This window comes from Paenibacillus sp. FSL L8-0638 (assembly GCF_038593075.1).
GTDB lineage: Bacteria > Bacillota > Bacilli > Paenibacillales > Paenibacillaceae > Paenibacillus > Paenibacillus polymyxa_D.
On the sequence record NZ_CP151960.1, the window covers coordinates 1,261,120 to 1,274,946 of the forward strand.

Sequence of the window (13,827 nt, forward strand, 5' to 3'; positions counted from 1 at the left end):
TCTTGTGGCTATCAGCCAACGAAACTAAGTGGTGACCATTTGGCCGCCGTTTATATGCAGCGTTTGGCCTGTAATGTAGGAACCGTCATCCGAAGCCAGCAGCACATAGGCAGGAGCCAATTCATAAGGCTGCCCGGCACGCTTCATTGGTGTATTGCTGCCGAAGGTGCGAATGACTTCAGGCGACTGTGTGGCCGGATTCAGCGGAGTCCAGATCGGACCGGGAGCAATCGCATTCACGCGAATACCCTGATCGACCAGATTATTAGCCAAAGCGCGGGTGAAGCTGACGATAGCTCCTTTGGTAGCTGAATAATCAATCATATTCTTTTGACCCACATAGGCTGTCACCGATGCCGTATTGACGATGCTGGCCCCAGCCCGCATATACGGCAATGCTTCTGTAGTCATATGGAAGAAGGAAATAATATTGGTATCAAACGTATCACGAAGCTGCTGCTCACTGATATCCAGATACGATTCGCGCACAAACTGAATACCTAGGTTGTTAATCAGGATGTCAATACGACCAAAGGTTTCCATCGTTTGTTGAACAACCAGACAGCAGTTGCTTTTTAGCCTTAGATCCCCCGGAATTAACAAACAACGTCGGCCAAGCCTGTGAATGACATCACGGGTTTCCATAGCATCTCGATGCTCATCGAGATAGGCAATGACCACATCGGCCCCTTCCTTGGCAAATGCCACTGCAACCGCGCGACCAATACCACTGTCCCCACCGCTAATAATAGCCACCCGATCCTGAAGCTTTCCAGTGCCGATATACTTTGGATTATCATAAATAGGGCGTGGAACCATCAGGTATTCCAACCCCGGCTGTCTATATTGATGCTGGGGAGGAAAAGTAATCGGAACTTCTTTACATTGGGTTTCTGTACCGTAATAAGGATATTGCCAATTCATTGATATTCCCTTCTTTATACGTTTTGAAATCCAATATATTCAAAATAGGCGCAAACGGTGACTCAGGACAATCGTCTTACTCCGAAACCGTCGCTCCATCTGCCGGAATATGGACGCGCCCCTTTAAACCTTTACGGTTGATATGTTCCGTAAGCTCTGAACGAGTTAGTAGACAATGGTTGATTGCTTCCATGTGGACAGCCACGATTTGTGAATAAGGGGCATTTTGTGCTATCGTCGTTACATCCTGGGCATTCATAATAATGGGATCACCTACCGTAAATCGAGCTCCTCCAGCGTTCACAATCGTCCAGTCAGGGCGGTATTTATCCAGTATTTCCGCGACTTCACTGCACCAGATCGTATCCCCGGCCAAATAGACGACAGGCTCACCTGGAGCCTGAAAAACAAAGCCGGATACGGGGCCCATCTGCTCCCCGATTTCTCCAGTGCCGTGATGCCCGGTTGTACGGATAATCTCAATTTCTCCCACAGAACCAGCCACCCCAATCGGGGTAACCTGTGTAAAACCATCAGCAGTGATTTGCTCTTCATTTCCGGGCTGACAGAAGACGGGAATTTGTTTGTCCAACCAGCGTACTGCTGCCGGATCCCAATGATCGGGATGTAAATGTGTGACGATGACAACATTAGGCTGTCCGAGTGCCTGCCATTGCGGCGGCAAGGGAACCAGCGGATTACGGCGGGCATTTTCCGTATTGGGGACCGGCGGATTTGCGCCAGCATCGCTCAACATCGGATCGATCAGAAATTTTATTCCAGCGTATTCCAGCCATAAGGTTGCGTTACGGATTAGTGTGATTTTCATATATGAAAGCTCCTTTGTGATGAATGTTATTTTTGACCAAGTGTATTTTCGGTAGTTCATTGTTTCTGTTACAATCATATCTGACGCAAGGAGCTACAGGCTACGGTCTGCTGAAAGGAAAATCAGCATTATCGTTTCATCATGAAAGGAAAAATAACTATGGAACTATTCGCACCTGATGACACCGATTTGCGCATTCTTCATCATTTAATTGAAGACAGCTCTTTATCGCACAAGGAGATCGGCCAGCTTGTTCATTTGACAGGCCAAGCCGTAGGGGCGCGTGTTCGAAGAATGCAGGATGCGGGCATTATCGAAGGCTATACGCTGCGCTGGAACCCTGAAAAAATTGGACAGACGATTCATGCCTTTATTACGGTTTTTTTGAATTCAGGAACGACTCACAGTGCTTTCCAGGCTTTTGCACGGGAGCATCCCTATATTGTTGAAATCCACCGGGTGAGTGGGGAGGGCTGTTATTGGATGCGGGTGCGCATGTCCTCACAGACAGAGTTAAATACCATGCTGGATGAACTTACGAAGTTTGGTAATTACAAATTGAGTTTTTCTATTGGTGAGATTTAACGATAAAAGCTTTTGGCGTTGGTGCCGAAAGCTTTTTTATTTGGGCGAGGGCTATCGAGGTCAACTTATAGTGTGTGTTCAAAAAGTCGGCTTTTCAGGACCGAGAAGGTTGGATGAAGCTAGGGACAGAGTAGCGGAGCGTAGACAGATCTACGTGAGCAACGGAAGGCCCGGCTGAATTCAAGATTCGACGTCGAATCCGCTTCTTGAATAGCTTCGTTATGGAAAGACGACTTTTTGAACAACCTCTTATAGGCTCATTTTAAAAATATGCTGCAAGCCGTGTTGACCCATTTTAGTGTCACCTTCATCTATAAAGCCGCATTTGCGATACAGACTTTGGGCAGACAGATTACGGGCATTGACGCCCAGTACAATCTCGCGAATATGTGGGAAGTGTCTGGCGATGAAATGTGGTAGTAGAAGCAGCCCTTTTTTGGCGAATCCTTGTCCCTGATCTGCGTAATGAATAGAGAACGCGCGTAGCAGCAGTGCCTCAGAAGTATTCGTATAGTCCGCTAATTCATCCCCATCGTATAAAATGAAAAATCCAACGGGTCTTCTAGTAGCCGTAATCACGACAGGATGGCGGTGCGGATCTTCCTTGGCCAGTATGAGCATTTCATCCGGCATTCCAGTAAACTGCTTCTGCTCCTCAGGTAAGTAGAAGGTATGTAAAATGGCATCATGCCCACAATGGTAAGGGACAAGCTCTACATTATTCATCATTACACTCCGATCTTTACGAATTTTTAACTGACTATATCATCTAGTTTGCTAAAAAAAGAAACCTGAACTCGCCTTGCTTACGTATTACCCATACATAAACTAGCATAGTCAAAAGGAGACGTCTACGCTTATGAAGCAGCTTACAAAATATCGGGAAAGCCAGGACGTATTGCGTCATGAGTTGAAGAATATTGAAAAATGGGAGAAGGAACAGAAGGACATTTTTTTCTGGGAAAAAATCGGCAGATGGCCTTTTATGTTGCTGGATCGGCTGACGCCTAAAATCATTAAAGACAAGCTGGAGCAACTCCTTAACGAGTTGGGCAGCTTCATTCAGAACGGCGGCAAATATTTGGTGAAGGAAGAAACGGTTCTGAACAGGCTGAAAAAGACGGCCCATGAACATGTCATTCAGCAAAATGGTGCAGATTCCACTTCGGATACGCATGACCTGCCTCGTGCCGGGGAAAACGTTGATTCGGAACATAGTGTCGAACCTATGTGGGAGTTGAAGCAGGCGGCTGAGCTTCCGCTAACCATCATGGATCGGACTGCCGACGATATGACATCGGCTCGCATTACCTTTGCCACCGCTCAGGGAGCAACAACGGGGATTGGCGGTGTGTTTACGATTGCGGCGGATATTCCTCTTTTGCTCGGCTTGTCACTCAAAGTGCTTCAGGAAATCGCCTTGTGCTATGGCTTTAATCCTCATGATAAGCAGGAACGTATTTTTATTATTAAATGTATGCAATTCGCTTCATCCGATATTGTGGGTAAGAAGGCCGTATTAGAGGAGCTGTCCTTGTTCGATGATCCTTCACGTCAGGCACAGGTTTTTTCCCAGATGCAGGGATGGAGAGAGGTCATTAACACCTATCGTGATCAGTTTGGGTGGAAAAAACTGCTTCAGATGGTCCCGATTGCGGGCATTTTGTTCGGGTCTATCGCGAATCGAAGTGCTATTAGTGATGTAGCTGAAGCAGGGAAAATGCTGTATCGGAAGCGTCGGATTTTGATGCGTTTGGCAGAAGAAGAGAACTGACTGCAACTTAGGTGTAAACGAGGGAATTTTTTCCGTGAGGAAACACGTGAGTTGGCTATAAAGGTGTGCAGCGGCCAGGATGGCCGCCACACGTTAGCCTGTTACACTTCGGCTCCATTTTCTTCCGCCCAGCGGTTCAGAGTTTTATCTGTAGGAAGCAGGAAGGTTAAGATGCCGAGCAGTGGCAAAAAGCCGCACAGGAACATGATGTGGGTGATGCCTACTTTGTCGATCCAGTTGCCGAATACGAGCGCGCCTACACCGCCAAGGCCAAAAGCCAGACCTGTAATGAGACCGGACACGGTCCCGATTTTACCAGGCACGAGCATCTGCGCATATACGACTGTGACCGAAAAGCTAGATAGCATAATAAATCCGATAATCGCCAGCAGGATTGCCGTCCAGAATTGGTTGGCATAAGGTAGTGCCAGCGCGAGTGGTGCAGCTAATACCATGGACAGAAAAATCATATTGCGTTTACCAAAACGGTCCGCGAGCGGACCGCCAAAGAAGGTGCCCAGCGCTCCAGCTCCGAGGAACAGGAAAATGTAAAGCTGTGCATCAGCCAATGGCATTTTAAATACTTCCATCAGGTAAAACGAATAGTAGCTTCCGACCGAGGTCGAGTACCACGAACGGACGAATACCAGTAGAATCAGGACAATCATGGCAAACATAACGCGGTTACGCACTTCGGGCTTCATGCGGCGTGCCACCGCTTTTTTGCGTGCAATGCCTTCTGTACGTAGGACGTTACCGTACCAGCGTGCGATGAACGATTGCACCACAATTCCCGCTGCCGCAATACCTGTGAACCAGATCGCACCAAATTGTCCCAACGGGATAAAAATCCAGCTCGTGAGCATCGGCGCCAGCGATTGGCCCGCATTACCGCCAACTTGAAAAATGGATTGTGCCAATCCCCGACGCGGCCCGGCCGCCATATGGGATACACGCGAGCCTTCTGGGTGAAAGGCAGCCGAGCCCAGACCCACAAAAATGACTGCGATCAGAACCGCTTTATAATCGGCAGCATAGGCGAGCAACAGCATGCCAGTCAGCGTAAAGCCCATGCCGATGGGAAGGATAGCGGGCGTAGGCCGTTTGTCTGAAAACAAGCCAATCACAGGCTGCATGATCGAAGCTGTAAAATTGATCGCGAATGAAATCCAGCCGATCTGCGTGTAGTTCAGGCTCATAGATTCCTTTAAGATCGGAAAGATCGCTGGAATGACCGATTGAATCGAGTCATTGAACAGATGGACGAAACTGATCGCAATCAGAATCGCAAAAACGGTGCCTTTCACTTGCGGCCCTGGGAGGGGGAGCGATTGGCCCGTTTCATTTTTTGTAGCAGATTTACTAGTCATGGCAACCTCCGAATATGTATGTATATTTTAAGATATAGGAAGCGATCCGTTTGCAGCAAATGGCTGAAAGTGGGATAAAGCCCCATTTTACTCATTACTGCTTGCCCATTCTGCTGGATACTCTTTATTCCACGATCCTTTAATTCACGATAGATTATCTTGCTCTGAGTGCATTATATCTATTATAAGGTATCCTTTACTTCTCATTTTACTCGCTAATATGCATGAATGAGTTCAACTCAGCTTCAGGAATTATCAGATTTCCACAGTAGACCATGTTGGAATGAAATTCCCACGATCCATATGCCACCAAATGGTTATAATCCTTAACTCTTTTAATTAATGCCCAAATACCAAGATTACTTTGTGCGTTTGCATCCAAGAAAATCCAATCCTTGTATTGAAATAGTTGAGGCTCTCCAAACATATGAAATGAATCCAAATAGCCTGCTCCATCACGCGCTGGGATTTTATTACATACATCTTTTAATAACAGAACTTCCTCCACTCTGACATGGATCCAAGCTCTTTTTTCATTTTTGGATATGATGTCTTCAAATCTACATTTAATAAACGCAGAGAAGTTGATCTCATCAGGATGCTCATCCCAACCATTAAAATTTGAATAAGCAGGTCTGAATAGAGTCCAAAAAGTTTCTCCAACAGACATATGAAAAGGAAAATATACTTGTACTTTTTTTAAGTCACCTTTTGCCGGGGGTTTCAATGCTCTTTCCCATATTTCAGTATTTAGATCTGGAGTATCATGCTTGAAATCTGCCCAGTCCATAGCATCTTCGATGGCCACAATCTCAAAATTTTTGTCTTTTAATAGGGGTTTATCTGGTGCCTGTTTACACGATCCACACTTGAAAGCAATAGTTTCCTCGCTCATAAGACGACCTACCTTAATTAAATTTTATGGTCCACTATTCCAACTATATTGATCATAAGCACATATCAACATGGCGAAAGTATTACAAACACAATAAAACTTTTTCTATATTAAGTGTTGTTGATATTCTTTTACATATAAATAAGCAAGAATAATTTAACAAAACTAAGCTCTTAATTTAACAAACTTAAGATATGATTCTTTATGTCATACATCTTGTTATATAGATAATAGCTCCGTAGAGAAAGTATGAAGAGCACAAGAGAAGAGAGGATCTGATTTGAGAATGAAATCGCTAAGGAAACCATTATCAGTTGCATTACTATCTTTACCCTTACTTCTAGGTTCCCTGGGTGGAAGTTATGCGAGTGCAGCAACCCTACCAACAGCGGTAACTCCAACAGAACCGTCGTGGGGATATTTCGTAGATCATTATAAAAATAATAGTTCTGCAAATAAGACGGAAAGCTCTAATCCGACTCTCGGGTTGCTCTCCGAATTTAATAAGCTTTGGGCTCCCGGCGCTACCTGGGATACAGGTACCAAGCTAAACAGCAGCGTGCTGGACGCCAATATTCAAAAAGTGATTGATATCGCTGCCCGTCGCACTTCCAGTGAGGCCGATGCGGCTTATTTGGATGATCGCAGAAACCAGAGCTACAGTGTGATCGACGGGCTGGGTTCGCTCACTGATGTATATCGTAAGAATGCAGGTGCCACGACAACAATCAACGACATTCCGGCAGATGCTCTGACTAAGAAATACGAAGATGAGGGAACGAATGCTGGGAGTACAAGCTCCAATCTCAGCAACATCGTAAATCTGGTAAATACCCTGCGTGGAGAATATTCTACGACGAACCCGGCTAAGTCTTATTTTAGCTATCCTCGCCCGTTTCGCTGGAGCGATAACTCAGTAGTTGTTCCGAGCCTTATTCCCGCTCTCAAAGCTGATGCTACTAGCGATGGCGGCTTTCCTAGCGGTCATACCAATGCTGCGTATCTCAGTTCTATTGCTATGGCCTACGCCGTGCCGGAGCGTTATCAAGAACTGCTGACGCGAGCTTCGGAGCTGGGCAATAACCGTGTTGTTGCTGGTATGCATTCCCCGCTTGATGTTATGGGAGGACGTGTCATGGCAACAGCGATGGCTGCTGCTATCCTGTCTGATCCAGCCAATAGCAGTTTGAAGAAAGCCGCTTATCAGGATGCTCGCAAACAACTGCTGCCTCAAAAAGGTACAGCTCCAGATCGGTTCAGCAATTATGCCACAAACAAAAAAAATTATAATCAACGATTAACATACGGATTCAGTCGGGTTAATCCAACCGCGACGCCTATGATAGTGCCTAAGGGAGCTGAGGTACTATTGGAGACACGCTTGCCTTACCTGGATAGCACACAACGTCGTTGGGTTTTGGCTACCACGGGGATTCCTTCCGGCTATCCTGTACTTGATGATGCTGAGGGATGGGGACGATTGAACTTGTTTTCCGCTGCGGATGGCTACGGTGCTTTCGCCAATAATGTGACGGTAAATATGGACGCTTCCAAAGGTGGTTTCAATGCATTGGATCGCTGGCGCAACAATATTTCTGGCGTTGGAAAGCTGACTAAAAAGGGAACAGGTACGTTGAAGCTAATGGGCAACAATACGTATTCCGGTGGTACACAGATCGACCAAGGTACTTTGGAGGGAACTTCGGACACGGCTTTCGGAAGTGGCGGAATTACGAATAACGGGGGAACTCTTCTTAAAAATGCTTCTGGGAAGCTGATTATTGGCGGAAATTACAGACAATCTGCCAAGGGAACACTTGAACTTAACCTGCGCACTAAAAATGATGTGCTCAAAATGAAGGGAACAGCTATACTTAACGGAAAATTACGCCTGAATTTCTCTAACAAATATGTGCCGGCTAATGGTGCTACGATCTTAACTTATGGTAAACGGAATGGAGCATTTTCTTCGATTGAAACGGTAGGTTTACCAAGCAATTATAAAGTGAAGGTTATCTATACAGCTCACAGTGCTCAGTTGAAAGTCACTAAGTAAAACGTAAGTAACTCTCTATACAACAATTGAAGTGCACCTTTAAAATACACGGGGATAAACCAGAAGGTTATTCCAGTATGTATTCTAGGGTGCACTTTATTGTTTCATCAGGCACCAGTTGCTAGTATGCATTTATAATTAAGGATATAAAAAGGTCAAAATTTGACCTTAATGTAGTAAAATAATCCCGCTGTTTGAAAGCGCAGTCATGATATTCTTAAGAAGCATATTTGATCAACGTTTTAATGATTCAGACTAACTAAGAGGAACAGAGGAAAGGAAGAGACTGATGAGTCTTGAAAAAGAATACGTTAAAATAGCCCAAGATGTCATTAAAGGGCTTGGCGGAGAAGACAATATTATTTCCATGGCACATTGTGCCACACGGCTGAGGCTGATTGTAAAAGATAGAGAAATTATTGATGATGAATTTATTGAGAATATTGATAAGGCCAAGGGCGTTTTCTTTACCTCTGGGCAATATCAAATTATTTTTGGAACCGGTACTGTAAATAAAGTATACGATGCCATGGTTGGCCAAAGCATATCTGCTACATCAAAGGCTGATTTGAAAGAGATGGCCTCCACTCAAGGTGATAATCGGTTCAAAAGAATGATCCGTGTTTTCGGGGATGTATTTGTTCCGATTATGCCTGCATTGGTAGCTACAGGATTATTTATGGGAGTTAGAGGCTTAGTAACTCAGCCTGCGCTGCTCCAGTTATTTGGACTTACACCTGATCATATTTCTGCGAATTTCATATTGTTTACGCAAATATTGACCGATACGGCTTTTGCATTTTTACCCGTGTTGGTATGTTGGTCGGCCTTCCGGGTGTTTGGTGGATCACCACTATTGGGGATATTGATTGGATTAATGTTAGTAAGTCCTTCGTTGCCTACATCTTGGGATGTCGCCCAAAAAGTTCAGGAACCACTAGTGTTTTTCGGATTCATTAAAATTGCAGGCTATCAGGGCTCGGTTCTGCCTGCTTTCATAATAGGTGTCGTGGGGGCGATGCTGGAGAAGAAAATCAGAAAATCAGTCCCGGATGCATTGGACTTAATTCTAACACCGTTTCTGACATTATTAATAACACTGGTATTAGGATTGTTCGTGATTGGTCCCATTTTTCACGAGGTGGAAACTTTAATATTAATGGGTGTTACCGCCATTTTAAAATTACCATACGGCATCGGCGGATTTATTTACGGTGGCATCAATCAGATTATTGTAGTTACCGGACTGCACCATGCCTTAAACCTGATTGAAATACAGATGTTAGTAGGCAATGGTTGGAATATGGTGAACCCGATCAGTTCAGCGTCGATTTGCGCACAAGCGGGTGCTGCGCTGGCTGTCGGTCTAAAATCTAAAAATGTAAAAACCAAATCCATTGCGTATCCTTCTACCTTGTCTGCGTTATTGGGTATTACAGAACCCGCTATCTTTGGGGTGAACATTCGATATGGCAAACCGTTCTTGATGGGCTTGATTGGCGGAGCGGTTGGCGGTTTCTTCGCACGTATATTTAATGTTCAAGCAACGGGCATGTCAATCACAGCCCTACCGGGAATGTTATTGTACCTGAACAATCAGATATTCATATATATCTTAGTTTGTGTAATCGGCTTTGCTGTGGCATTTGCACTAACGTGGATCTTTGGGTTTAAAGAAAAAACAGATCACAAATAAAATGATGTGGGGAGAATCATGGACAACAACACACTGCTTAAGAAATTGGACAGCCTTTCAATAGAAGAGAAAATAGGCCAGCTCATCCAACTGACCGGTGATTTTTTTGAAGGGGATATAGACACTGTTGTGACGGGTCCTTTAAAAAAATTAGGGTTAAACGCCGGCTACAATATATATAACACAGGCTCCATATTGAACATCACTAATCCAGAAAAAATTATCCAACTGCAAACGGATTATTTGGAAAAATCGATTCATAAAATTCCGCTGCTGTTCATGGCAGATATTATCTATGGGTATCGAACCATCTTCCCGATTCCGATTGCACAAGCATGTAGTTGGAATTATGAGGGTATAGAACATGCAGGTTCGATTGCTGCCCAGGAATGTTATGACGAAGGTGTGCACGTGACCTTTTCCCCCATGGTAGATATCGTTAGAGATCCCCGTTGGGGGCGGGTGATGGAATCGCCTGGAGAGGACACTTTGCTGGCGAAGAAATATGCCGAAAGCATGGTTCAGGGGATCCAGGGGAGAAACTTGGAAGGAATCATACCAACGAATAAAATTGCCGCTTGCGTCAAACATTTTGCCGCTTATGGGGCACCTGTCGCTGGACGTGAGTATAACGCCGTGGATATGTCGGAGCACACGCTGCGAGAATATTATTTGCCAGGGTATCAAGCTGCAATCGAGGCGGGGGCAAAGCTTGTTATGACGGCCTTTAATACCCTGAATGGCGTTCCTGCAACAGGAAACGAGTGGCTTAACCGCGACGTGCTAAGACGAGAGATGAATTTTAATGGTGTGTTGATCTCGGATTACGCCGCTATAGAAGAACTGATCATGCACGGTTATGCTGAGGACGAGGCTTCAGCCGCAAGGCTGGCATTGTTGGCTGGTGTTGATGTGGATATGAAGACAGCTGTATACGCCAATCAATTGGAGAAAGTAGTATCTGATAACGAGCATATGCTGGGGCTGTTGAATGAAGCGGTATACCGTATTTTAAAGCTGAAAAATGATTTGGGGCTGTTTGAGGACCCGTTCCGCGGATTACAGGAAACCGTTCAGCGGTCGAGAAACAGCATTCTGTCAGATGAACATAAAAAAGCCGCGCTGTCCTTGGCTGAAGAATCCGTAGTCTTGCTGAAAAATGAAAATCAACTGCTGCCATTGTCTAAACATACCAAAGTAGCTTTAATCGGTCCTTACGCAGATGAAAACTCCACCCTGGGTATGTGGGCCATTAAGGGGGATGAGGCGGATACCGTCAATTTGAAAATGGGATTATTAAAGCATGTTGATCCCGACAATCTCTCGGTTTGCAAAGGGGCGCACATGCTTCCTGCTAATGCAAGAGAAGCCCTTGGCAAATATGCGGACAAGCTGGCTGCTGAAACAGTCGATGAGGAGGCCCTGCTGCGCGAAGCAATCCGAAATGCTAACGAAGCGGATGTCATTGTCCTCGCCTTGGGAGAAAGTATTTATCAGAGCGGAGAAGGGGGATCGCGAACGAACCCGACGCTTCCTAAGCCGCAAATGAAACTACTCCATGAATTAAGTTTACAGGGCAAAAAGATGGTTCTGATCGTTTATAGCGGAAGACCTTTGATTCTTACCGAAGTAGCCGGAAAAGTGGACGCTATTGTTCAAGCCTGGTATCCAGGAACGATGAGCGGAGAAGCACTGGCTAATATACTGTATGGGGAAGTCAATCCATCGGGGAAATTAGCCATGACCTTTCCACGGAGCGTGGGACAAATTCCGATATCCTACAATGAGTTGAATACAGGCAGACCGAATTTAAAGGAAAATGGCTCTTATCGGTTTGCATCCCGATATATAGATGAAGTGAATGAACCCTTGTATCCATTTGGCTATGGCAAATCCTATACCTCATTTGAATACAGCCTATTAACAATTAGCCAAAAAGAAATGAAGAAAAATGAGTCAGTTGATATCTGTATTTCTGTCACCAACACTGGAATTTATGATGGAAAGGAAACGATCCAATTATATATTCGCGATAAATTTGCAAGTGTTGCAAGACCAGTGAAAGAATTAAAAGACTTTAAAAAAATGTTTTTGCAAAGTGGCGAGACCCAAAATGTTGAATTTTCAATTCATGAAGAAATGCTTAAATTTTATGACCGTGAAATGCAATACAAAAGTGAACCCGGTGAATTTGATGTTTATATCGGGTCAAGCTCGCAGGAAATTTTGCTGAGTTTTAGTTTTGTTTTTTTACCGGAGGATGAGCATGAATAAAAGCGACGCGTATAGCCTGAAATATCATATCACCCCTCCTTACGGTTTGCTCAATGATCCTAATGGACTTGCTTATTTCAATCATCAATATCATGTGTTTTATCAGTGGAATCCAAAAGGAACTGAGCATAAAAATAAATGCTGGGGCCATGTTGTTTCCAGCGATCTGGTGCACTGGCAAAGGAAAAGTGTCGCGCTGGAGCCTTCGGAATGGTATGACAAGGATGGCATTTATTCGGGCGGGGGCATTGTTCATAATGAAAAGCTGTATCTGTTTTACACAGGAAATGTAATCCGAGATGATGGAGTAAAAGAAAGCTATCAATGCGCCGCGATTTCGGAGGATGGAGAGTATTTTCAAAAAATCGGCCCTTTGTTTGAGCATCCCAAAGGTTATACCAGGCATGTTCGAGATCCGAAAGTATGGAGAGACCAACACGGGAACTGGTGGTTGATTATTGGCGCCCAAAGAGAAGATTTGACTGGAGATACACTTATCTACAAATCTAAAGATTTGTCCGATTGGGAATGCCAAGGATCATTTGTTGATCATGACCAACAATTTGGATATATGTGGGAATGTCCGGACGTACTTCATTTTGCCGACAATGATGTTTTTGTTTTCTCTCCTCAGGGTTTACCGGAGAGAGGCGAATATTATAAAAATCCTAATCAATCGGGATATATTGTTGGTAAATTATCGAATACAGGCAAATTCAACGGGGACCTTTCCGATTTTAAAGAGCTTGATCGAGGATTTGATTTTTACGCGCCACAATCATTCAAAGTTAATGACAGAACCATTATGTTCGGATGGATGAGCGCCATGAATGAAGAAGCGGAGAGGGCTGTCCCGACCATTCAGGAGGGCTGGGTTCATGCGTTGACTCTTCCTAGAGAAATGGTGTTGATGAACGGTGTATTGAACCAGAAACCATTGCCGGAATTACAATGGTTAAGACAGGATGGCATGCATTACAAAGGGGAAATTCAAAGTAGTAGTGAGTGGGTGCTGCCTTCTACACAAGCGGAGCTAATTGTTGGTTTTTCCTTACTCACAGAAAACTTTAAAATGATCATAAGGGATGCTGTGCAAATTGACTATGATCAGGAACAAAATAGTCTGACCGTTTGGAGAACAAACTGGTTGACTGGCGAGAGAGAGTACAGAAGAGCAACATTAAATAATAAGCTTGCAAAAATGCAAATATTCATTGAAAGCTCAAGCCTGGAGATCTTTGTGAACGAGGGTGAAGAAGTGTTTTCCCTGCGTTATTTCATAGAAGATGCAGAGCAACGCAACGTATTGCTTGAGGCAGGAGACAATGTAGGAGAAGTTAGAATGTATCAGTTGCAGGAATGCGTAGGGTAACATTTTTTGCTTGCAGAGTTGCAAGCAGGCTAAGGAAGGCTGTTCATTAACC

Annotated in this window: 11 protein-coding genes; 6 read left to right on the forward strand and 5 right to left on the reverse strand. The window is 44.5% G+C overall.

What is annotated here, in order from left to right:
- Positions 1–24: 24 nt before the first annotated feature.
- Positions 25–924, reverse strand: a complete 900-nt coding sequence (locus tag MKY35_RS05635; RefSeq protein ID WP_029516135.1) for an SDR family oxidoreductase — start codon at positions 922–924, stop codon at positions 25–27.
- Between the two features lie 76 nt (positions 925–1,000).
- Positions 1,001–1,753: an MBL fold metallo-hydrolase gene (locus MKY35_RS05640; RefSeq protein WP_342445840.1), complete on the reverse strand. Its 753-nt coding sequence runs from the start codon at positions 1,751–1,753 to the stop codon at positions 1,001–1,003.
- A gap of 159 nt (positions 1,754–1,912) precedes the next feature.
- Here MKY35_RS05640 and MKY35_RS05645 point away from each other — a divergent pair, with 159 nt between their 5' ends.
- Entirely contained in the window at positions 1,913–2,338 is a 426-nt protein-coding gene (locus MKY35_RS05645) for an Lrp/AsnC family transcriptional regulator (protein WP_165144551.1), read from the forward strand.
- Between the two features lie 249 nt (positions 2,339–2,587).
- Here the strand turns inward: MKY35_RS05645 and MKY35_RS05650 are convergent, their stop codons facing one another.
- Positions 2,588–3,064, reverse strand: a complete 477-nt coding sequence (locus MKY35_RS05650; RefSeq protein WP_051717886.1) for a GNAT family N-acetyltransferase — start codon at positions 3,062–3,064, stop codon at positions 2,588–2,590.
- A gap of 133 nt (positions 3,065–3,197) precedes the next feature.
- On the opposite strand from MKY35_RS05650, the gene MKY35_RS05655 reads away from it, so the two are divergent.
- Entirely contained in the window at positions 3,198–4,112 is a 915-nt protein-coding gene (locus tag MKY35_RS05655; RefSeq protein WP_342445841.1) for an EcsC family protein, read from the forward strand.
- A gap of 101 nt (positions 4,113–4,213) precedes the next feature.
- Here MKY35_RS05655 and MKY35_RS05660 read toward each other — a convergent pair whose 3' ends face one another.
- Positions 4,214–5,482, reverse strand: coding sequence for an MFS transporter (locus MKY35_RS05660; protein ID WP_342445842.1), 1,269 nt, complete (start codon positions 5,480–5,482; stop codon positions 4,214–4,216).
- A gap of 208 nt (positions 5,483–5,690) precedes the next feature.
- Positions 5,691–6,377, reverse strand: coding sequence for a hypothetical protein (locus MKY35_RS05665; RefSeq protein WP_342445843.1), 687 nt, complete (start codon positions 6,375–6,377; stop codon positions 5,691–5,693).
- Between the two features lie 286 nt (positions 6,378–6,663).
- On the opposite strand from MKY35_RS05665, the gene MKY35_RS05670 reads away from it, so the two are divergent.
- From MKY35_RS05670 to MKY35_RS05685, 4 genes are all read left to right on the forward strand, one after another.
- On the forward strand, positions 6,664–8,433 hold the full coding sequence (locus MKY35_RS05670; protein WP_342445844.1) for a phosphatase PAP2 family protein: 1,770 nt from the start codon (positions 6,664–6,666) through the stop codon (positions 8,431–8,433).
- A gap of 289 nt (positions 8,434–8,722) precedes the next feature.
- Entirely contained in the window at positions 8,723–10,129 is a 1,407-nt protein-coding gene (locus tag MKY35_RS05675) for a sucrose-specific PTS transporter subunit IIBC (protein WP_322251256.1), read from the forward strand.
- Between the two features lie 18 nt (positions 10,130–10,147).
- The gene (bglX, locus tag MKY35_RS05680; protein WP_342445845.1) at positions 10,148–12,403 is read left to right on the forward strand and encodes a beta-glucosidase BglX; all 2,256 of its coding nucleotides are present in this window, start codon (positions 10,148–10,150) and stop codon (positions 12,401–12,403) included.
- Entirely contained in the window at positions 12,396–13,775 is a 1,380-nt protein-coding gene (locus tag MKY35_RS05685) for a glycoside hydrolase family 32 protein (protein WP_342445846.1), read from the forward strand. The genes bglX and MKY35_RS05685 overlap by 8 nt, the downstream gene beginning before the upstream one ends.
- Positions 13,776–13,827 lie beyond the last annotated feature (52 nt).